Raw genomic sequence first — 20,811 nt, 5'->3', positions numbered from 1 at the left:
CTCGGCGCGGCGCGCCCCCTCCCCGGGCGTCGACCGGCACCGATCTTCTGCCCCGGGGCGGTGTGAACGCCTCGTGACAGGGCCGAAACCAACGGGACGCGGCACGGAAACCGCCCGCCGGCACGCTTTGCCGACATGACAGACGGTGCACGAGCCGCGACCACGCCGGGGCGGACGCCCCACGAGGCGGCCACGCACTGCCCGTACTGCGCTCTCCAGTGTGGAATGCTCCTGAGCGAACGGGACGGGCGGATCGAGGTCCTGCCCCGCGACTTCCCCACCAACCGGGGCGGCCTGTGCCAGAAGGGCTGGACCGCCGCCGAGCTGCTCGACCACCCGGAACGGCTGACCACCCCGCTGCTGCGCGGACCGGACGGCCGGCTGGCCCCGGCGACCTGGGCCGAGGCGTACGCCCGGATCGTCACCGGGATCCGCGACACCCAGGCCGCGCACGGCCGGGACGCGGTCGCGATCTTCGGCGGCGGCGGGCTGACCAACGAGAAGGCGTACGCGCTGGGGCGGTTCGCCCGGGTCGCGCTGCGCACCCGCATGATCGACTACAACGGACGCTTCTGCATGTCCTCGGCGGCGGCAGCCGGGATGCGCGCCTTCGGCATCGACCGGGGCCTGCCCTTCCCCTTGGCCGACCTGGGCCGGGCCGACACCCTGCTGCTGGTCGGGGCGAACCCGGCCGAGACCATGCCCCCGCTCGCCCGGTACCTCACCGAACAGCGCGAACGCGGCGGACGGCTGATCGTCGTCGACCCCCGGGTCACCGCCACCGCCCGCCTGGCCGACCTGCACCTGCAACCGCTGCCCGGCACCGACCTGGCGGTGGCGAACGCGCTGCTGCACGTCGCGCTGACCGAGGGCTGGGTGGACCGGGAGTACGTGGCCGCGCGCACCGAGGGCTTCGACGCGGTACGCCGGATCGCGGCGGGCTGGTGGCCGGCCCGCGCCGAGCGCCTCTCCGGGGTGCCCGTGGCCGACCTGGAGGAGGCGGCGCGGGCGCTGGGCACCGCCCGGACCGCGATCATCCTCACCGCCCGGGGCGCGGAGCAGCACGCCAAGGGCGTCGACACGGTCAGCGCCTTCGTCAACCTGGCGCTCGCCCTCGGCCTGCCCGGCCGCCCCGGCTCCGGGTACGGCTGCCTGACCGGTCAGGGCAACGGCCAGGGTGGCCGCGAGCACGGGCAGAAGGCCGACCAGCTGCCCGGGTACCGGAGGATCGACGACCCGGCCGCCCGGGAGCACGTGGCCGCCGTCTGGGGCGTGCACCCCGACGAACTGCCCGGTCCCGGGGTGTCCGCGTACGAGCTGCTCGACCTGCTCGGCACCCCGACCGGCCCGAAGACGCTGCTGGTCTTCGGCTCCAACCCGGTGGTCTCCGCGCCCCGGGCGGCCCGGGTGGAGCGCCGGCTGCGCGACCTGGACCTGCTGGTGGTCGCCGACTTCCTGCTCTCGGAGACGGCGGCCATCGCCGACGTGGTGCTGCCCACCGCCCAGTGGGCCGAGGAGGACGGCACGATGACCAACCTGGAGGGGCGGGTGCTGCGCCGCCGGGCGCTGCGCGAACCGCCGCCGGGCATCCGCACCGACCTGCGCATCCTCGCCGACCTCAGCGCCGCCCTCAACGCGCCCTCCGCGCCCGCCGCTGAGGTGGTTGCAGGGGACCCTTCCTACCCCTTTTTGCCGAGCAGGGGTCCCCTGCAACCACCCGACGCGCCGGCCGACGCCGACCCGCGGGTGGTGTTCGCGGAACTGCGGCGTGCCTCGGCCGGCGGGGCGGCCGACTACGCCGGGGTCACCTGGGAGCGGATCGACGCCGCCGACGGCGTCTTCTGGCCCTGCCCGGACACCGACGGGCCGGACACGCCGCGCCTGTTCGCCGAGCGTTTCGCCACACCGAGCGGCCGGGCCCGGTTCCACCCCGTCGAGCACCGGCCGGCGGCCGAGGAGGTGTGCGCCGAGTACCCGTTCTACCTGACCACCGGCCGGGTGCTGGCGCAGTACCAGTCCGGCACCCAGACCCGCCGGGTCGGGGCGCTGCGGCGGGCCGCGCCCGAACCCTTCGTCGAGCTGCACCCCGACCTGGCCGCCCGCCTCGGGGTCGAGGAGGGCGAGGAACTGCGGGTCACCTCGCGCCGGGGCGAGATGCGCGCACCGGCCCGGATCACCGCGACGATCCGCCCGGACACCCTCTTCGCGCCGTTCCACTGGGGTGGCGCCGGCCGGGTCAACTCGGTGACCAACGACGCGCTCGACCCGGTCTCCCGGATGCCCGAGTTCAAGGTCTGCGCCGTCCGCGTGGAGAAGGTGACACCGTGACCGGCCGGATCGTGATCGTCGGATACGGCATGGCCGGGGCCCGCCTCGCCACCGAACTGCACGCCCGCCCCGGCGACCACAAGGTCACCGTGCTCGGGGCGGAGCCGCACCGGGCGTACAACCGGATCATGCTCTCCACCCTGCTCGCCGGAAAGGTCGACGAGGCCGACGTGGAGCTGACCGACCTGGCCGGGCAGGGGGCGGACGTCCGGACCGGAACGGCGGTCACCGCGATCGACCGGGCCGCCCGCACGGTCCGGACCACCACCGGCGAGCAGATCGGGTACGACCACCTCGTCCTCGCCACCGGCAGCCGGGCGGTGGTGCCGCCGCTGGCCGGGCTGGACGTCGACCGGCTCCCGGACCGGGTAGTGCCGTTCCGCACCCTGGACGACTGCCGGCGCATCCTGGCCGCCGTCCGGGACGCCCGGACCGTGCTGGTGCTCGGTGGCGGCCTGCTCGGGCTGGAGGCGGCCCGGGGACTGGCCGCCCGGGGACTGGACGTGCACGTGGTGCACCCGGTCGGCCACCTGATGGAACGCCAACTCGACCCGGCCGCCGGGGCGGTGCTCGCCGGCACCCTGGCCCGCCTCGGGGTGCGTACCCACCTGGGGGTGTCGGCGACCGGGGTGGCCGTCAGCCCCGACGGGGTCCGCCTCGACCTGGCCGACGGCCGCGTGCTCGACGCCGACCTGCTGGTCCTCGCCTGCGGGGTACGCCCGGACACCGCCCTCGCCGCCGCGGCCGGACTCACGGTGGAGCGGGGCGTGGTGGTCGATGAGCGGCTGCGCACCGACGATCCGCACGTCTCCGCGATCGGCGACTGCGCCCAGCACGACGGTGTGGTCGGCGGGCTGGTCGCGCCGGCCTGGGCCCAGGCCCGGGTGGTGGCCCGGCTGCTCACCGGCGAGGACACCCGGGACCGGTACCGGCCCCCGCCGGGGGTGACGCGGCTCAAGGCGGCCGGGATCGACCTGGCCGCGATGGGCGAGCTACCCCCGCCGGGCGTCGCCCACGCGCCAGCGGGCGACGACGGGGCGGCCCGGTGCGAGGAGCTGACCTTCGCCGACCCGACCCGGGGCACGTACGCCCGGGTACGGATCACCGACGACCGGCTGACCGGCGCGATCCTGCTCGGCGACAACCCGGCCGTCGGCACGGTGATCCAGTTGTTCGACCGGGGTTCCCCGGTCCCGGCCGACCGGCGGGCGCTGCTGCTCGGCCGGACGGTCGACCCGCCCGGCGGGGCCGAACCGGTGGCGTCCCCGGCACTGATGCCGGACGCCACGACGGTCTGCCGGTGCAACGCGGTCAGCAAGGCGGACCTGGTCGGCTGCTGGCGGGCCGGCGCACGCTCGGTGGCCGACGTGGTCACCGCCACCCGGGCCGGAACCGGCTGCGGCAGTTGCCGGGACGCGGTCGCCGGAATCGTCGAGTGGCTGTCCGGGGTGGACCCGGTGGAGGTGACGCGATGAGTGGAACTCACCCGATGGACGCAGGTGACGGGATGGACGACAACGACGGGACGACCGGTGGCCGGCTGGTGGTGGTCGGCAACGGGATGGTCGGCCAGCGCCTCGTGGAGGCGCTGCGCGCCCGGGACACCGCCGGACGCTGGCGGGTCACGGTGCTCGCCGAGGAGCACCGGCCGGCGTACGACCGGGTGCGGCTCTCCGCGTTCTTCGACGGCGTGGACGCCGACGAGTTGAGCCTGCACACCCCGGACGACGGGGTCGAGCTGCGGCTGGGCGAGCCAGTCACGGCGGTCGACCGCGTCCGGCGGGTGGTCACCACGGCCGGGGGCGAGCACCCGTACGACGCGTTGGTGCTGGCCACCGGCTCGTACGCCTTCGTACCGCCGGTGGACGGCACGGAGCTGCCCGGGGTCTTCGTCTACCGGACGCTCGATGACCTGGAGGCGATCCGGGAGCACGCCCAAAGTCGGCGGGTCGGCGCGGTGATCGGCGGTGGGCTGCTCGGGCTGGAGGCGGCGAACGCGCTGCGCCTGCTCGGGCTCGACACCCACGTGGTCGAGTTCGCGCCCCGGCTGATGCCGGTGCAGGTCGACGAGGCGGGCGGGGCGATGCTCCGGCGCTACGTCGACGAGCTGGGGGTGCGTACCCACCTCGGGGTCGCCACCACCGCGCTGCGCGCCGGGGCGGACGGCACGGTCGCCGGTCTGGTCCTCTCCGACGGCACCACGGTCGACGCGGAGCTGGTGGTGGTCGCCGCCGGCATCCGCCCCCGCGACGAGCTGGCCCGCGCGGCCGGTCTGCCGGTCGGGCCGCGTGGCGGCGTGCTGGTCGACGACACCTGCCGGACGGAGGACGCGCGGATCTGGGCGGTCGGCGAGTGCGCGGCGGTCGACGGGGCCTGCTACGGCCTGGTCGCCCCCGGGTACGCGATGGCCGAGGTGGTGGCCGACCGGCTGCTCGGTGGGGCGGCCGCCTTCCCCGGGGCGGACACCGCGACGAAGCTGAAGCTGCTCGGGGTGGACGTGGCGTCGTTCGGCGACGCGCACGGGGTGACCCCGGGCTGCCTGGACGTGACGTTCACCGACCCGGCCACCCGGGTCTACGCCAAGCTGGTCCTCTCCGACGACGCGCGCACCCTGCTCGGCGGGGTGCTGGTCGGCGACGCGAGCGCGTACCCGACGCTGCGGGCGAGTGTCGGCGGCCCGCTGCCGGCTCCGCCGCTGGCGCTGCTCGCGCCGGCCGGGGAGGCAGCGGCCGGCGGGGTGGCCACGCTGCCCGCCGCCGCCCAGGTCTGCTCGTGCAACGCGGTGACCCGGGAGCAGGTGGACGCGGCGATCGCGGACGGCTGCGCCGACGTGCCGGCGCTGAAGGCGTGCACCCGGGCCGGCACGAGCTGCGGCTCCTGCGTGCCGCTGCTCAAGCAGCTGCTCGACGCGGCGGGGGTGGTGCAGTCGCGGGCCCTCTGCGAGCACTTCGACGTCAGCCGCAAGGAGCTGTTCGAGATCGTCCGGGTCCGGGGCATCCGGACCTTCTCGCAGCTGGTGGCGGAGCACGGGCGGGGGCGGGGCTGCGACATCTGCAAGCCGGTGGTCGCCTCGATCCTGGCCTCGCTCGGCAGCGGGTACGTGCTCGACGGCGAGCAGGCGTCGTTGCAGGACACCAACGACCACTTCCTGGCCAACCTGCAACGCGACGGCAGCTACTCGGTGGTGCCCCGGATCCCCGGCGGCGAGATCACGCCGGAGAAGCTGATCGTGATCGGCGAGGTGGCCCGGGACTTCAACCTCTACACGAAGATCACCGGTGGTCAGCGGATCGACCTGTTCGGGGCGCGGGTGGACCAGTTGCCGGCGATCTGGCGGCGGCTGGTCGACTCCGGTTTCGAGTCCGGCCACGCGTACGGCAAGGCGCTGCGCACGGTGAAGTCCTGCGTCGGCGAGACCTGGTGCCGGTACGGGGTGCAGGACTCGGTCGGGCTCGCCATCGCGCTGGAGCTGCGCTACCGGGGGCTCCGCGCCCCCCACAAGATCAAGTCGGCGGTCTCCGGGTGTGCGCGCGAGTGCGCCGAGGCGCGCAGCAAGGACTTCGGCGTCATCGCCACCGAGACCGGCTGGAACCTCTACGTCGGCGGCAACGGCGGGTTCCGCCCCCGGCACGCCGACCTCTTCGCCACCGACCTGACCACCGAGGAACTGGTCCGCTACGTCGACCGGTTCCTGATGTTCTACGTCCGCACCGCCGACCGGCTGCAACGCACCGCCGCCTGGATCGAGGCGATGGACGGCGGCCTCGACCACCTCCGCGCGGTGATCGTCGACGACTCGCTCGGGCTGGCCGCCGAACTGGACGCGGCGATGGCCCGGCACGTCGGTTCGTACTCGGACGAGTGGCGGGACACCCTGGCCGACCCGGAACGGCTACGCCGCTTCACCTCCTTCGTCAACGCGCCGGACGTACCCGACCCGTCGATCACGTTCACCGAGGAACGGGGCCAGCCGGTGCCGGCGGTGGCCGGCCGGCAGCCGGTCGTCCTGGGCCTCCCGGAGGTGCGGCGATGAGCACGACGCAGGGCTGGACCCCGGTCTGCGGGCACGACCGGCTGGAGCTGGACCGGGGCGTGGCCGCCCTGGTCGACGGGGTGCAGGTGGCCCTCTTCCGCACCCTCGACGGGCTGTTCGCGATCGACAACCGGGATCCGGTCTCCGGCGCGTACGTCCTCTCCCGGGGTCTCGTGGGCAGCCGCGACGGGGTCCCCACCCTCGCCTCGCCGTTGCACAAGCAGGTGTACGACCTGCGTACCGGCGCGTGCCTCGACCGGCCCGGGGCCGCCGTGACCCGGCACGGGGTGCGCTGCCGCGACGGCGTGGTCGAGGTACGGCTGCACGAGCCGGTGCGGCACCCCGACGGCGACGGCCGTTCCGTCGGCGCTGCCGGCAACGGCTCCGTGAGAGCTACCGACGAGCGTTCCGTCGACGGTGCCGACGGGCGCGTCCCCGACCGGGCCGGCGTCGGTGCCGGGGGGAGCCGTGGGGGGCACGGTGGCTGACGAGCTGGCCGGCTTCACCATCGGCGTGACCGCCGACCGACGACGGGACGAACTCGCGGCGATGCTGGAACGGCGCGGCGCGCGGGTGGTGCTCGCCCCGGCGCTGCGGATCGTGCCGCTCGCCGACGACAGCGACCTGCGCGAGGCCACCCGCGCCTGCCTGCAACAGCCACCGGACATCCTGATGGCCAACACCGGCATCGGCATGCGCGGCTGGCTGGAGGCGGCCGAGGGGTGGGGACTGGCCGAGTCGCTGCGCTCGGTGCTCGCCGACACGTACGTGGTGACCCGGGGCCCCAAGGCCAGGGGCGCGATCCGGGCCGCCGGCCTGCACGATCAGTGGTCGCCGGACTCGGAGAGCTGCGAGGAGGTGGTCGACCACCTGCGCCGGCGCGGGGTGGCGGGTCAGGTGATCGCGATGCAGCTGCACGGCGACCGCCAGCCGGAGTGCACCATGGCGCTGGAGGCGGCCGGGGCGACGGTGATCGAGGTGCCGGTCTACCGGTGGGCCCCGCCCACCGACGCGGCTCCCCTGCACCGCCTCATCGACCTGGTCGCCGCCCGGCTGGTCGACGCGGTCACCTTCACCTCGGCACCGGCCGCCGAGGCGCTGCTGCGGGCCGCCGGGGACCGGGCCGAGGCGGTGCTCGGGGCGTTCCGCAGCGACGTGCTGGCCAGCTGCGTCGGGGCGGTGACCGCCGAGCCGCTGCACCGACGGGGAGTGCCGGTGAGCGTGCCCACCCGGGCTCGTCTCGGCGCGCTGGTCCGGCACATCGTCGACGAGCTGCCCCGCCGTACGGTGACCCTGAAGGCCGCCGGCCACCAGCTCACCCTGCGCGGCCACGCCGCCGTGATCGACGGGGAGCTACGGCCGTTGGCCCCCGCGCCGATGGCGGTGCTCCGGGCACTGGCCCGCTCCCCCGGCCGGGTGTTCTCCCGCACCGCCCTGCTGCGCACCCTGCCGCGCGGCGCGGACGAGCACGCGGTGGAGATGGCGGTGGCCCGCATCCGCGCCGGCCTGGACGCCCCACGCGTGGTCCAGACCGTCGTCAAACGCGGCTACCGCCTCCGCATCGACTGACGGGTGGACACGAGCACACCCGCCAAACCCCCACAAAAGCCGCCGATCGGGCACCACAATTCCATGATCAACGGGACAGGGTCCCCTGCTACGCGCAAAGCGGTAGCAGGGGACCCCTGCAACCACGCGTCGTCAGCCGACCGGGGTCGGGAAGCCGCGGCCGTGCTCGGCCTGAAGGCGGAGCATGGCGTGCTCGACCACGGTCACCAGCACCTGCTTGACCGACTCGCGGTGCCGGGCGTCGGTCAGGATCAGCGGCACCTGCGGCGAAATCGCCAGCGCCTCCCGGACCTCCTCCAGGTCGTAACGCGGCGCGCCGTCGAAGTGGTTGAGCGCTACCACGTACGGCAGCTTGCGGTTCTCGAAGTAGTCCAGCGGCGCGAACGCGTCGGTGATCCGGCGGGTGTCCACCAGCACGGCGGCACCCACCGCACCCTTGATGATCTCGTCCCACATGAACCAGAACCGGGTCTGGCCCGGGGTGCCGAAGAGATAGAGGATCAGGTCCTCGGCCATGGTGATCCGGCCGAAGTCCATGGCGACCGTGGTGGTCTGCTTCCCCGGCACCTTGGACGGGTCGTCGATACCGACGCCCGCCGCCGTCATCACCGCCTCGGTGGTCAGCGGGGTGATCTCCGAGACCGCGCCGACCAGGGTTGTCTTGCCCACGCCGAACCCGCCCGCGATCACGATCTTCGCGGAGGTGATACCCCGGTTGCGGCGTGCCCCGGCGGGGTCATAGCCTGCGAAGTCCACTTAGCACCCTCTCAAGCAGTTCCATCCGCTCCTCGTACGCCTCGGCGGGAGCGGCAGTGTGTAGCGTCAGCAGACCCTCGGCCACCATGTCGGCGACCAACACCCGGGCCACGCCCAGCGGCACCCGGGTGTACGCCGCGATCTCCGCCAGAGACTGCGGACGCCCCTCGCAGATCGTGGCGATGCGATGCTTGTCATGGCCGGCGAAACGGGACTCGGCGACGGCGGTGGGGCTCGCCGTCATCACCGCCTCCAGAGCGATGTCCTGGCGCGGCTCGGTTCGTCCCCGGGTGACCGCGTACGGACGCACCAACGCGCCGCGCGGGTCCTCTCGCCTCCGGTCCATTCGCGATCACCTCCTTCCGCCGGCGCCGCCTGTCGGCACCGGATGACGGTTTCTGCTCGCCGCTACTACCGGACCACGGCCTCTCGGGGCAACGGCACCAGCGCCGCCCCGACCCGTTCCACCAGCAGCGCCATCTCGTACCCGACCTGGCCCACGTCGCAGCTACGGGCGGCAAGCACCGCCATCGACGAGCCGTCGCTGATGGACATCAGGAACAGGTAACCGCTGTCCATCTCGATGACGGTCTGGAGCACGCCACCGGCGCTGAACATCCGGGCCGCGCCCTCGGTCAGGCTGACCACGCCGGAGGTGATCGCGGCGAGCTGGTCGGCCCGGTCCGCCGGCAGGTCACGCGAGGAGGCGAGCAGCAGCCCGTCCGCGGACACCGCGACGACGTGGGCGATACCCGCCACGCTGTCGGCGAAGTTGGTGAGCAGCCAACCCATGTCCTGCATAGCCGCTGGCCTGTTCATCGGCTCGTCTCCTTGGTCGAATCGCTGTTCAGGTCCGCGCCGGCCGTCCGACCGCGTTGCACACCGCGGTGGTAGGCCGAGAGCAGACCGCGTACTTCGTCAGGGGTGCGCCGGGTGCTGGCCCGGCTGCCCTTGGGCTCGACGCCGCCGGGGACGAGCTGCGCCTGCGGCACCCGCTTCGGCAGCCCGGAACGGGTGGTGCCCGCAGCGGCCGGCTCGGCGGCCTTCACCGCCCGGGACCAGCCCTCGTCCGCCGCCGTACGCCAACCGTCCGTGCCGGTCGGCGCGGACGTCGGCGCTGGCGTCGGCTCGGCCTGGGCCACCGGGGCCGGGATCGGTGCCGGCTCGGCGGTCGGGGCCGGTACCGGCGGGACCGCGGCGACCGGCTCGGGGGCCGGCGTCGTCGGCGCCGTCGCCACGGGCGGCGGCGTGTACGACGGGGGCGGCGGCTGCGTCACCGGCGGCGTGGCGGCCGGGACGACCGTGGCACCCGGCGTACGCCCGGGCAGCCTCGGCAGCTGCGGAACCTCGGCGGTCGGGGCGCTGGCCGCCGTCGGCGCGGGCCCGGCCGGCGCCTGGTCGAACTGCGGACGGGCGAAGATGGCCGTCGCGTCGTTGCCGTGGGTACGGAACCAGGCGGTTTCCATCTCCCGGAAGATCGGCGCCTCGGCCGGCTCGGCCGGCCGGGGAGCCGGCAGGGCGGGCGTGGTGAGCGGGGCCACCGACGGCGGCAGGGCCGGCGGGGTGGCCACCGGACCGGCCACCGGACCGGCGGGCAGCGTGGGGGCCGGAGGCGCCGGCTGCGACCGGTCGTTCCCCGGGTTCCCCGGGCTCCGCTGGGGCAGCGGGTTCAGGGTGGGGAACGCGGTGGTCGGCGTACCCGCCAGTCCGCTGCCCGCGACCGGTGCCGTCGGGGTGAACGCCGAGGTGGCCAGGGTCGGCGACGCCGTGGTCGGGCCGCCCACGTTCACCGTCGGTCCGGTGTCGCGGCTCTCGTTGGCGGCCGGCCACGGGGTCGGTGACGGGTTGGTGCGCCACTGGTCGGTGGTGAGGGTGGCCGCCGAGGTACGCCCGGTGCCGACCAGCGGCTCGCCGAACGGGGACGGCGAGCCGGCGGCCGGGGCCTGCTCGACGGCGAGCGGCTGACGCGGCCGGGGCAGCGGGTCCCGGGCCGGGCCACCACGCCCCTGCGGCAGCACCACGGTCGAGTTGGGCAGGGTGACCTGGGCGACGGTGCCGCCCTCCACGTTGCGCCGCAGTTCGACCCGGATGCCGTAGCGGGAGGCCAGCCGGCTGACCACGGCGAGACCCATCAGCCGGAACGCCGCGACGTCCACCGTCGACGGGGCGGCCAGTCGCCGGTTGAGTGAGTCGAGCTGCTCGTCGGTCAGGCCGAGACCACGGTCCTCGATCTGGATCAGCACGTAGTCGCGGATCCGCCGGCCGTCGGCGACCACGGTGGTGGTCGGCGGGGAGAACCGGGTGGCGTTGTCCAGCAGCTCGGCGACGAGCCGGACCACGTCGTTGACGGCGTGGGCGGCGACCGAGATGTCCGTGTCGACCGTGCCGAACTCGATCCGGTTGTAGAGCTCCACCTCGGACTGCGCGGCGCGCAGCACGTCGACCAGGAGCGCGTCGTCGCGACGCGGCACGGCCGAGTCGGCGCCGGCGAGCACCAGCAGGTTCTCGTCGTTGCGGCGCATCCGGGTGGCCAGGTGGTCCAGCTCGAAGAGCTGGGCGAGCCGCTTCGGGTCCTCCTCGCCACGCTCGATGGCGTCCAGCTCGCCGATCATCCGGTCGACCAGGGTCTGACTACGACGGGCCAGGTTGAGGAACATCGCCGAGACGCTGGCCCGCAGGGCGGCCTGCTCGGCCGCGATCCGGACCGCCTCCCGGTGGACGACGTTGAAGGCGAGCGCGACCTGACCGACCTCGTCCTTGTTGGTCAGCTTGATCGGGTCGCGGACCTCCTTGACGACCTCCTCCACGCCGCTGTCGCCGACGTTGCCCATGTTCTGCAGCCGCTTGACCGCCTCCGGCAGGTCGTGGTTGGCCACCGAGAGCGCGCCCTCCCGCAGCCGACGCAGCGAGTGGTTGAGCGACCGGGCCAGCACGACGGCGAGGGTGATGGCGACGACGAGGGTGAGCAGGACCAGCAGCGACTCGATCACGGCCTGCCGGATGACCGCCGTACGGGCGTCGTCGGTCTGGCTGAGCAGCCGGTCCTGGAGCTGCACCTCGGTCCAGCGCATCAGGTCGTTCACCGCGCCGATGGCGAAGGTCGCGTCGTCGGCCCGGACCAGGGCCGGCGTCTGCCCGACGGAGCGGGTGATGTCGGCCGCGACCCGGTCGGCGAGGACCACCGCGTCACCGGTGACCGTGTTGTCGACCAGCGCCTGCTGGGTCGGGTCCGCGGCGAGCGAGAACGTGAGCAGGGCCTCCTGCTGGCTGGTGAGCGTGGCGACGAAGGAGGAGAACTGCTCCTCGTCGATCCGGTTGGCCGCGAGCGCGGCGAAGGCGACGGCCTCCTGTTCGGCCACGGCCGACTTGGCGCGGCTGAACGCGGCGACCGCCCGCCGGCTGTCGGCGAGCGCCCCGTCACCGGGGAGCTGGGCCAGCGCGTCGCCGTAGCCGACCAGGTCGGCCAAGACGACGCCGTATCGCAGCACGGCCGCGGAGACCGGCATCTGGCGGCGGTCCACCACCTCCTGCCGGGTCGCGTTCAGGGTGGCCAGGTGGTCGTCGACGATCCGGAGCCGGTCGCTGACCGCCGAGGGCACCTCGCCCAGCTCACGCCGTTGCGCGTTGTACTGGGAGACCCGCTGGTCGGTGCGGCGCACGTGGAGGTTGAACGAGTCCGGCTTGGCGCTGGGCGAGGCCAGGTAGGTCGCCGCCGCCATCCGCTCCCGGTGCAGGTCCTGGGTGAGCGCCGAGATGTCGACCGAGAGCGCGGTCAACGAGCGGGCCTGGTTGGCCTCGACGGCGCCCTCACCGACCGAGATGAGACGTACGGTGGCCAGCGCGACGACCGCGGCGACGGGTACGACGAGGATCAGCGCCAGCTTTGACCGGATCCGCGCGTCGCGCAGCCGGGGCAGCCGGCGCCGTCGCTTCTCCTGGGTGGGCTGACCGCTCTCGGGCAGGGTCGTAGGTGCGGTGCTCACGACATCGCCTCCGTCGCTTCTTCCACGCTTGACCCGCCGACCCGCGCCTGGTGCAGCGGACAGCGCCACGCGCGGCACGGCCGCGATTTCATCAGAGAAGATCGGGTTTGGGAAGCCGCAGTGAGACAGGAAACGTTAGGAGAGCACCAAACCGCTGAAGTGGTCAACTATTACCTTCATTTCCACAAGGCCCTGATCAGGGCAGATGATCCACAGTATTCGTCCGCTTCTGCTCAGTGAGCATTTGCAAAACTTCGGGGCCACCACCATGTGGGACGGCCATCCCGAAACGCCCCGGCCACCCGCGCTTGACCACGAGGGCCCGGCATTGGCAAGGTTTTGCAGGCTTCGCGCACACCGTACGGCAGACCCATCCCGTTCCTCCACTGAGGACGGAAATAGCGGGGATCGGGCACCGCCCACCCGCCATCTGGAGGACCAAGTTGAGCCCCTTCCGCTCCGTGACCACCGCGGCGCTCGCATTGGCCGTCCTGGCCACCACGCTCACCGGTTGCCAACTCGGCGAGGAACCACAGGACACCAGCCCCATCGTCATCGGCGTCGACCTCGAACTCTCGGGTCCGCAGGCGGCCACCGGCAAGGCGTACCAGCGCGCCCTGGAACTCAAGCGCGACCAGTTGAACGCCTCCGGCGCCCTGGGCGGCCGGAAGGTCGAGCTCAAGGTCCGGGACAACCGCTCCGACGCCGCCGAGTCGCAGCGCAACATCGGAGACTTCGGTAACGACGCCTCGGTCACCGCCGTCATCATGGGCGGTTGCAACGAGTGCGCGGTCAACGCCGTCCGCACCATCGACGAGAAGAAGGTTCCGACGATCGCCCTGGCCGCGTCGGGCGCGATCACCTCCGCGTCCGCCGCGCAGCGCTCGTACGTGTTCAAGCTGGCTCCGAACGCCACGGACAGCGCGGACGCCCTCACCGCCGAGCTGACCCGGCGCGGGGTCAAGGAGGCGGCGCTGCTGCACAGCGACGACGACTACGGCCGGGAGGGGGTCACCACCCTGCGCGCCGAGTTCACCAAGGCGAGAATCAAGATGACGGCCGTCCAAGCGGTCAAGAGCACCGACACCGACGTCACCGCGCCGGTGGAGGCGCTGGTCGAGGAGGAGCCCGACGCGCTGGTGTTCTGGACCCCGTCCGAGCAGGCGATGCTCGCCACGACCGCAGCCCAGAAGGCGAAGTTCAAGGGTGCGGTCTTCCTCGACGCGGCGGCGGCCGGTGAGCTCTTCCTCGGCGCCTCGGCCCGCTCGGCCGAGCAGGCCACCCTGGTCTTCACCCAGACCATGGTGATCGACGACGTCATCGCCACCACCCCGGCCAAGGCCGCCCGCCGGCAGTGGTTCCGGGACTACACCGCCCGCTTCGGCGGGTACAACGGCTTCTCCTCGTTCGCCGCGGACGCCGTGCAGCTGATCGCGGACGCCGAGCTGCGTGCCGGTGGCGAGCCCGGACAGGTCGACCGGGACGGGCTGCGCGACGTGCTGGAGACCTCCCAGATGGACGGCCTCTCCGGCCCGATCCGGATGACCCCGGACAACCACTCCGGACTGATGCCCCAGGCCCTGACCACGCTGGTCGCCCAGGGCGGTCGGTGGCGGCTCGCCGGGTAGGTGGGTGGGTGTGGCCCACCACAACCGGCTCCGGGCGGTCAGGCTTGGTCCCTGCGCCGGTTGTGGTGGGCCACACCGTCGGTGAGCTGGGGGTCTACGGCCGACGTCGGGTTGCCGGTCGACGTGGTTCCCGGTTGGGCACCATGTGGGGTTCAGCGGCTGGACGTGGTGGCGCGGACCCACGGCAGGGCCAGCCGTTCCAGCAGCACCAGCGCGAAGTAGAGCAGAATGCTCATCGTGGCGATCAGGACGATTGCGGCCCACGAGGTGGAGTACGCCCCCACCCCGTTGAACTGGAGGATCTGGTAGCCCAGGCCAGCCTCACCGGCCTGGAACTCCCCGATCACCGCGCCGATCGCGGCCAGCGGCATGGCGACCTTGAGCCCGACGAAGATCTGCGGCAGGGCCGCCGGGAAGCGCACCTTCCGGAACGCCTGCCACCAGGAGGCGTTCAGGGAGCGGGCCAGTTCGGCGAGCTCGGCCGGCGTGGTGGTCAACCCGGTCGCGGTGGAGAGCACGATCGGGAAGAAGCAGAGCAGGAACACCATGGTGAGGATCGGCTTCTGCCCCCAGCCGAGGGAGACCACCAGCAGCGGCCCGAGCGCGATCTTCGGGACCGCGTTGACCGCCACCAGCAGCGGTGAGAACATCCGCTCCACCCGTCGGGAGGCGGCCAGCGCCAGCCCGATCAGGACCCCGGCCACCGTCGACAGCAGGAAGCCGACGACCGTGGAGAGGGTGGTCGCCCCGGTCGCCTCCAGCAGCACCGACCGGTTCTCGACGAGGGCCTGGAAGACGTCCTCCGGTGGGGGTAGCGAGGCCGGGTGGACGAGGTGGAACACCGAGGTGATCAGCCACCACGCGACCATCGCGATGAGGACGCCGAGCAGCGGCAGGCCGATGGCCGCCGACCCGGGTCCGAGCCGACGGGCCGCCGCCCGGGCCGGGGTCGGCTTGGTTGTCGCGGGCTCCGCGGCCCGCTCCTGCAACTCCGTCATGTCATCTTCCTTCTCCTCGGTCCGTCGGGTGGAGGTGTCCCGGGACATGAGTGGGAGCCTCCCCCGCTCCGACGGCCGGAGCGCGAGCGGAGGGTGCGCTCCGCCGGTCACAGCGGAACGCACCCCCGGGTGGATCGGTCAGGCCTTCGGCGCGAGGTTGAAGTCGACGACCTGATCCGGGGTGATGTTCTGCTTGAGCGCCCCGGCGCCCTGGAGGATCGCGATGCTCTTGGCGACCCGGCCGCTGTCCAGCGCACCGATGGCGGTACCCGAGTTGCTGGACCGGACGTAGCCGGCCATCAGCTCCAGCTCGGCGGCGGCGGAGACCGGGTTGGCCTCGGCGACGTTCTTCTTGAGGATCTCGCCGGCCTCCTTCGGGTTGGCGAGGCTGTACTCCAGGCCCTTGAGCAGCGCGGCGGTGAAGCGCTTGACCATCTCCGGGTCTTCCTTGGCGAGCTTCTTGGAGGTGATCAGCGCGTTGCCGTAGAGGTCGGTCATCACGTTGCTGTACGGCAGCATGACCGGCTCCTTCTTGGTCACCGCCTTCACCGTGGGCGCGCCCACGACGAACTGGCCGATGCCGTCGACGCTGCCGGCGGCGAGGATGCCCATCAGGGTCTGGGCCTCGCCGTTCTGCCACTTCACCTTGCTGTTGTCGATGCCGGCCAGCTTGGCGTAGGTCGGGAAGAGGTTCCGGACCACCGAGGACGGGGTGTCGGCGAGGGTCTTGCCCTCCAGGTCCTTCGGGGAGGCGATGCCCTTGTCAGCGGTGGTCACGATGGCGGCCATGGTGCGCTGCTGGATGGCCGCGACGGCGACGAAGTCCTTGGGCTTGTCGTCCCCGCCGCCGAGCTGGAGGAGGCCACCGGTCAGGTCGATCGGGCCGAAGTCCGCCTGACCACCGACGATCGTCTGGATCACGCCACCGGTGCCCTGGCCCGGCTTGATGTCGACGTCGAAGCCGGCCTCCTTGAAGAAGCCCTTCTCCTTCGCCACCCACGCGTAGGAATCCCGGCCGAAGTTACCGAAGGAGGTGAGATACGTCACCTTGCGCATCGAAGCGCCGTCGCCACTACCGGAGCCGGAGTCGGAGTCACTGCTGCAAGCGGAGACCAGAGCCAGGGCCGTAGCCAACGCGGCCACGGCGACAGTGCGGGTCAACCTTCTCATTGTCGTGCACCATGTCCTTTCCAGACCGGCAGCGATGGCCACCGGAGGAGTTGTCGAGCCGGATGACGCCGTGGTGAGGGGGGGTGGGGACCGGCGTCATCTTCGCGGGGGACTCTTCGCCGGCACAGCGTACGAGAGAGTCACCTTGGCGACACCAGGTGGATCCGGTTACGGAACGACAACAGATTGTTGTCCACCCTGGACGGTGTCAAGCAGACGTAATGCCGTTAGCCTTGCGTCGCTCGCGAATACCGTGGATGGGAGAACGCCGGATGATACGACTGTCGGGGGTGTCGCGCACCTTCACCGGTCGCTCCGGTCAGGTCGAGGCGTTGCGTGGCATCGACCTGGACGTTGCCGAGGGCGAGTTCGTCGCCGTGCTCGGGCGGTCCGGCTGCGGCAAGTCCACCCTGCTCCGGCTGATCGCCGGACTGCTCCCGGTCACCGCCGGGCAGGTCGAGGTGGACGGCCGGCCGATCGACCGGCCCCGGCAGGACATCGCGATGCTGTTCCAACGCCCGGCGCTGCTGCCCTGGCGCAACGTGCTGGACAACGTCCTGCTGCCGGTGGAGATCTTCGGCTGGAGCCGGTCCAAGCACCGGCAACGGGCCCGTGACCTGCTTGAGGTGGCCGGGCTGGCCGGTTTCGAGAAGCGGCTGCCGCACGAGCTCTCCGGCGGCATGCAGCAGCGGGTCTCGCTCTGCCGCTCGCTGATCGCCGAGCCGCGGGTGCTGCTGATGGACGAGCCGTTCTCCGCCCTCGACGCGCTCACCCGCGAGGAGCTCTCAGTCGAGTTGCAGCGGGTGCACATGGAGAACCAGGCCACGATCGTGTTCGTCACCCACTCCATCGACGAGGCGGTGCTCCTCGCCGACCGGGTGGTCGTGCTCAGCCCCCGGCCCGGGCGGATCCGCAAGGTGGTCGACGTGGACATCCCCCGGCCACGCAGCCTCGGCCGCAACGCGCACCTGGCCGACGTCGCCCGGGTCAGCGCCGACCTGCACGAGCTGCTCATGGAGCGGGACCCGGAGCCGGCCGGGGCGAAGGGCCAATGACCGTGCGGGTGTGCGTCTTCGTCGAACCGCACCGGGGAGCCACCTACGACGACCAGCTCCGGTTCGCCCGTCGGGTGGAGGAGGCCGGCTTCGAGGGGTTCTTCCGGGCCGACCACTACCAGTCGATGGGGGCCGACCCCGGCCTGCCCGGCCCGACCGACGCCTGGCTGACCCTGGCCGCGCTGGCCCGGGAGACCTCCCGGATCCGGCTGGGGACGCTGGTCAGCTCGGCCACGTTCCGGCTGCCCGGACCGCTCGCCGTGATGGTGGCGCAGGTCGACCAGATGAGCGGCGGCCGGGTCGAGCTGGGCATCGGCGCCGGCTGGTACGAGCGCGAACACCTCTCGTACGGCATCCCGTTCCCGCCCGTGGTGGAACGTTTCGACCGGCTGGCCGAGCAGTTGGAGGTGGTCACCGGCCTCTGGCGTACCCCGGTTGGTGAGACGTACCACCACGACGGCCCGCACTACCGGCTGGTGGACGCCCCCGCCCTGCCCAAACCGACGCAGGTGCCCGGTCCGCCGATCATCGTCGGCGGCAAGGGCCCGAAGCGCACCCCTGAGCTGGCCGCCCGGTACGCCGACGAGTTCAACATGCCGTTCCGGAGCGTGGCCGAGACCGCTGCGACGTACGAGCGCGTACGCGAGGCGTGCGACCGGCACGGCCGGGACGCCTCGGGACGCCCCCCGCTGGTGTTCTCCGCCGGGATCGTGGTGGCGGTCGGGCGTACCGACGCCGAGGCCCGGCGACGGGCCGAGCCGCTGCACGCCAAGAGCGCGCTGCCCCCGGAGGACTCGGTGGTCGGTTCGCCCGCCCAGCTCGTCGACCGGCTCGGTGAGTTCGCCGCGATCGGCGCCACCCGGGTCCACCTGCGCCTGATCGAACTCGACGACCTGGACCACCTCGACCTGATCGCCAACGAGGTGCTACCCCAACTGGAGGCGCGATGAGCACGGAACTGGGCCCGGTGGGCCAGGAGATCGTCCTGGAGAACGACAAGGTCCGGGTCTGGCACATCCGCCTCGAACCGGGCGAGCAGCAGCCGCTGCACCGCCACGACCACCCGTACCTGGTCATCGCGGTGCAGGGGGCGAAGAACGTCATCCAGACCGTCGACGGCACGCGGATCGACGCCGACGAGCCCACCGGCGGCGTGGTCTACCGGGACCCGGGTGCGGTCCACATGCTCACCAACGTCGGCGACACGACGTACCTCGCGCGGCTCGTCGAACTGAAGTAGTCACCACCGGTGGATTGAGTAGCCGCCCCCGGCGAACCGACGTAGTCGTCGGGTAGGTACTTGAGTTGCCGTCACCTTCGAGCATCGGGGACGGCGCGCCTGCCGCGTGATGCCCCGTTTTGGTGGCGATCGGGGTCGACGGGCCGTAACGTGCGCACATGGCCATACGGACCTGGGGCAGATCTCTGCTGGTGGCGCTCGGGGTGAGCGCGCTGGCCGGGGCCGGCCAACTCGGCATCGCGTACGGTCTCGGCATCCTCCGGTTCGCCCGGTCCTTCGTCGACGCTCCCGGCCACTGGCCGGCGCAGCTCGTCTGGGTGAGCTGGTTCGCGGCCGGCGCCACCATGGTCGGAGCCGTGTTCGCCGAGCGATACGCCCGCCGGGCCGACCTCCCGGTAACCACCGTCGTGCAGGTCACCATCGCCGTGGCCGCCACGCTGGGCGCGACGGTGGTCGCACCGTTGTGCATGCTGCCGGCCCGCAACGCGCAGGTGCCCTCCGGAGACCCGGTGCTGACCGTCGCGGTCAGCGCCCTCTTCGGCGCACTGGCCGGGACGGTCGCCGCCCTCGCCGTGCTCCGGTACGCCCCGGTGAGCTGGAACGTCGCCGCGTCCACCGCCGCGATCTGGCTGCTCGCGCTGCTGTCGGTCGTACCGTCGCTCGGTGCGGTCGGGCAGCTGCCGACCGTACGCCTCGGTGCGCTGGACCCGGCCTGGCTCGCGCCGGACACCGCCGGACGCCTGGCCGTGCTGATCCTGCCCGGTCTGGCCCTGCTCGTCGGAGCGGCCGTGGCCGGGGTGGCCCGGTGGCGCGGCCAGCCCCCGCTGCTCGGCGGCGCCAGCGGGGTGGCGGCACCACTGCTGGTCGCGGTCGCCTACCTGCTCGCCGGTTCGCCACAGGGGGACGACGGCTACCAGTCCAAGCCCTACCTGGCCGCGCTGCTCGCGGTGCCGACCGGGGCACTCGGGGCGGCTGCCGCCGCCGTGCTGCGCCGGCCGGAACTGGACGCCGCCACCCTGCTGCGGTGGCCACCGGCGGGCCTCGCCACCCTGCTGCGCCGGTCACCGCCGACCGTCGCCGCCCTGCTGCGGCGACCGCTGCGGACCCGGTCCCGGAGCGACGCCATCGAGCCGACCGACATCCTGCGTCCCCTTCCCGCCGACCCCGGACCGCCGCCCGTCCCGGCACCGCCCCGGCCGACCGACGACACGGTCTCCGCTCCGGCCCAACCGACCGACGACCCGGCACCCACTCCGACCCGAGTGACCAGTCACCCGGCGCCCGCTCCGACCCGAGCGACCAGTGACCCGGCGCCCGCTCCGGCCGGCTCCGCCGGGACGGCCCCGCCCGTTTCCGGCGCGACCGGCCACGACGTCGAAGCCGACTGGTTCGAGACCACCATCCCCCAGCCGGCCGTACCCGCGCCGGAGCCGACCGGAGACGTCACCGCAGAGCCGCCCGGCCGGGCCGGGCCCCAGCCGGTCGGACGGCTCCCGTGGCACGTCCCCCAGCCCACCGGCGCCGACCGGAACCGGCCGGGCACGACGGACTGGCCGAGTACGCCCGGCACGGCGCAGACCGTGTCGACCGGGGGGCTGGACTGGTCGCGCCCCTCCCCGGACCGGTACGCCGGTGACGTGGGACCCGGCCCGGTACCCACCCCCCGCGAGATGCCGGGGCTCGGACACACCGACACGACGAGCGGCGGCACCCCGGACGACACCGGCGCGTCGACCGGCACCGGGCCGGGGACGCACAGTTCGGCAGCTCCCTTGCCCAGGGCGGCCGGAAGCGCCGGCGACCAGGGCGACGCCTCGGCCACCGGCGGTTTCCGCAAGCTGCGCGGCCTGCTCCGACGCGACCGGTCCCCGGCCGGCGCGGGCACCGGCGGCCGGTCGGAGGGGGCGGAGCCGGCCCTGCTCCCCCAGGACGAGGAGTACGTCGACTGGGTCGCCCAGCTGGGCCAGCCGATGCCGGACACCGTCGCCCCCTCGGACCCGGGCGACCGGCGCAGCCTCCGCTCCGACGCGCGGCACCCGCACGACTGACGG

General features: G+C 73.2%; 15 protein-coding genes and 1 pseudogene. 10 read left to right on the top strand and 6 right to left on the bottom strand.

Features of this window, described 5'->3' with window-relative positions:
* The first annotated feature begins 135 nt into the window (after window positions 1-135).
* The 5 genes and pseudogenes from GA0070618_RS14430 to GA0070618_RS14410 all read left to right on the top strand — a co-directional run bounded on the left by GA0070618_RS14430 (window position 136) and on the right by GA0070618_RS14410 (window position 7,930).
* Complete coding sequence (locus GA0070618_RS14430) at window positions 136-2,328, top strand: molybdopterin oxidoreductase family protein (RefSeq protein WP_088982092.1); 2,193 nt, start codon at window positions 136-138, stop codon at window positions 2,326-2,328.
* On the top strand, window positions 2,325-3,803 hold the full coding sequence (locus GA0070618_RS14425; RefSeq protein ID WP_088982091.1) for an FAD-dependent oxidoreductase: 1,479 nt from the start codon (window positions 2,325-2,327) through the stop codon (window positions 3,801-3,803). Before GA0070618_RS14430 ends, GA0070618_RS14425 begins: the two co-directional genes overlap by 4 nt.
* A gap of 32 nt (window positions 3,804-3,835) precedes the next feature.
* Entirely contained in the window at window positions 3,836-6,361 is a 2,526-nt protein-coding gene (gene nirB / locus GA0070618_RS14420) for a nitrite reductase large subunit NirB (protein WP_088982090.1), read from the top strand.
* Window positions 6,358-6,690: pseudogene (gene nirD, locus GA0070618_RS14415) on the top strand (nitrite reductase small subunit NirD); the annotation flags it as partial. The gene nirB and the pseudogene nirD, both read left to right, overlap by 4 nt.
* 151 nt (window positions 6,691-6,841) lie before the next feature.
* Window positions 6,842-7,930 carry a uroporphyrinogen-III synthase gene (locus tag GA0070618_RS14410; RefSeq protein ID WP_088985525.1) on the top strand — a complete coding sequence of 363 codons (1,089 nt, stop codon included), beginning with the start codon at window positions 6,842-6,844 and terminating at the stop codon, window positions 7,928-7,930.
* Window positions 7,931-8,062: 132 nt separating this feature from the next.
* Here the strand turns inward: GA0070618_RS14410 and GA0070618_RS14405 are convergent, their stop codons facing one another.
* The 4 genes from GA0070618_RS14405 to GA0070618_RS14390 form a co-directional block, all read right to left on the bottom strand.
* On the bottom strand, window positions 8,063-8,686 hold the full coding sequence (locus GA0070618_RS14405; protein WP_088982088.1) for a GTP-binding protein: 624 nt from the start codon (window positions 8,684-8,686) through the stop codon (window positions 8,063-8,065).
* Window positions 8,667-9,032: a DUF742 domain-containing protein gene (locus tag GA0070618_RS14400; protein WP_088982087.1), complete on the bottom strand. Its 366-nt coding sequence runs from the start codon at window positions 9,030-9,032 to the stop codon at window positions 8,667-8,669. The genes GA0070618_RS14405 and GA0070618_RS14400 overlap by 20 nt, the downstream gene beginning before the upstream one ends.
* Before the next feature lie 65 nt (window positions 9,033-9,097).
* On the bottom strand, window positions 9,098-9,505 hold the full coding sequence (locus GA0070618_RS14395; protein WP_088982086.1) for a roadblock/LC7 domain-containing protein: 408 nt from the start codon (window positions 9,503-9,505) through the stop codon (window positions 9,098-9,100).
* Complete coding sequence (locus GA0070618_RS14390; protein WP_088982085.1) at window positions 9,502-12,669, bottom strand: sensor histidine kinase; 3,168 nt, start codon at window positions 12,667-12,669, stop codon at window positions 9,502-9,504. Before GA0070618_RS14390 ends, GA0070618_RS14395 begins: the two co-directional genes overlap by 4 nt.
* 443 nt (window positions 12,670-13,112) lie before the next feature.
* On the opposite strand from GA0070618_RS14390, the gene GA0070618_RS14385 reads away from it, so the two are divergent.
* Window positions 13,113-14,297 (top strand): ABC transporter substrate-binding protein, encoded by a 1,185-nt coding sequence (locus GA0070618_RS14385; RefSeq protein ID WP_088982084.1) that lies wholly within the window; start codon window positions 13,113-13,115, stop codon window positions 14,295-14,297.
* A gap of 152 nt (window positions 14,298-14,449) precedes the next feature.
* Here GA0070618_RS14385 and GA0070618_RS14380 read toward each other — a convergent pair whose 3' ends face one another.
* Both GA0070618_RS14380 and GA0070618_RS14375 read right to left on the bottom strand, forming a co-directional pair.
* A complete protein-coding gene (locus tag GA0070618_RS14380; RefSeq protein WP_088985524.1) occupies window positions 14,450-15,295 on the bottom strand; it encodes an ABC transporter permease in 846 nt (281 codons plus the stop codon).
* Between the two features lie 138 nt (window positions 15,296-15,433).
* Window positions 15,434-16,465, bottom strand: coding sequence for an ABC transporter substrate-binding protein (locus tag GA0070618_RS14375; protein ID WP_088982083.1), 1,032 nt, complete (start codon window positions 16,463-16,465; stop codon window positions 15,434-15,436).
* Window positions 16,466-16,737: 272 nt separating this feature from the next.
* Here GA0070618_RS14375 and GA0070618_RS14370 point away from each other — a divergent pair, with 272 nt between their 5' ends.
* The 4 genes from GA0070618_RS14370 (at window position 16,738) to GA0070618_RS14355 (ending at window position 20,808) form a co-directional block, all read left to right on the top strand.
* Window positions 16,738-17,520: an ABC transporter ATP-binding protein gene (locus GA0070618_RS14370; protein ID WP_088982082.1), complete on the top strand. Its 783-nt coding sequence runs from the start codon at window positions 16,738-16,740 to the stop codon at window positions 17,518-17,520.
* A gap of 2 nt (window positions 17,521-17,522) precedes the next feature.
* Window positions 17,523-18,470: an LLM class F420-dependent oxidoreductase gene (locus tag GA0070618_RS14365; protein WP_088985523.1), complete on the top strand. Its 948-nt coding sequence runs from the start codon at window positions 17,523-17,525 to the stop codon at window positions 18,468-18,470.
* Window positions 18,467-18,760, top strand: coding sequence for a cupin domain-containing protein (locus tag GA0070618_RS14360; RefSeq protein WP_088982081.1), 294 nt, complete (start codon window positions 18,467-18,469; stop codon window positions 18,758-18,760). Before GA0070618_RS14365 ends, GA0070618_RS14360 begins: the two co-directional genes overlap by 4 nt.
* 158 nt (window positions 18,761-18,918) lie before the next feature.
* Window positions 18,919-20,808, top strand: coding sequence for a hypothetical protein (locus tag GA0070618_RS14355; RefSeq protein WP_143740245.1), 1,890 nt, complete (start codon window positions 18,919-18,921; stop codon window positions 20,806-20,808).
* Window positions 20,809-20,811: the final 3 nt, after the last annotated feature.

The organism is Micromonospora echinospora, assembly GCF_900091495.1.
Taxonomy (GTDB): Bacteria; Actinomycetota; Actinomycetes; order Mycobacteriales; family Micromonosporaceae; genus Micromonospora; species Micromonospora echinospora.
The sequence above is the reverse complement of the archived record's forward strand: the minus strand, read 5'-3'. Positions and strand labels throughout refer to the sequence as shown.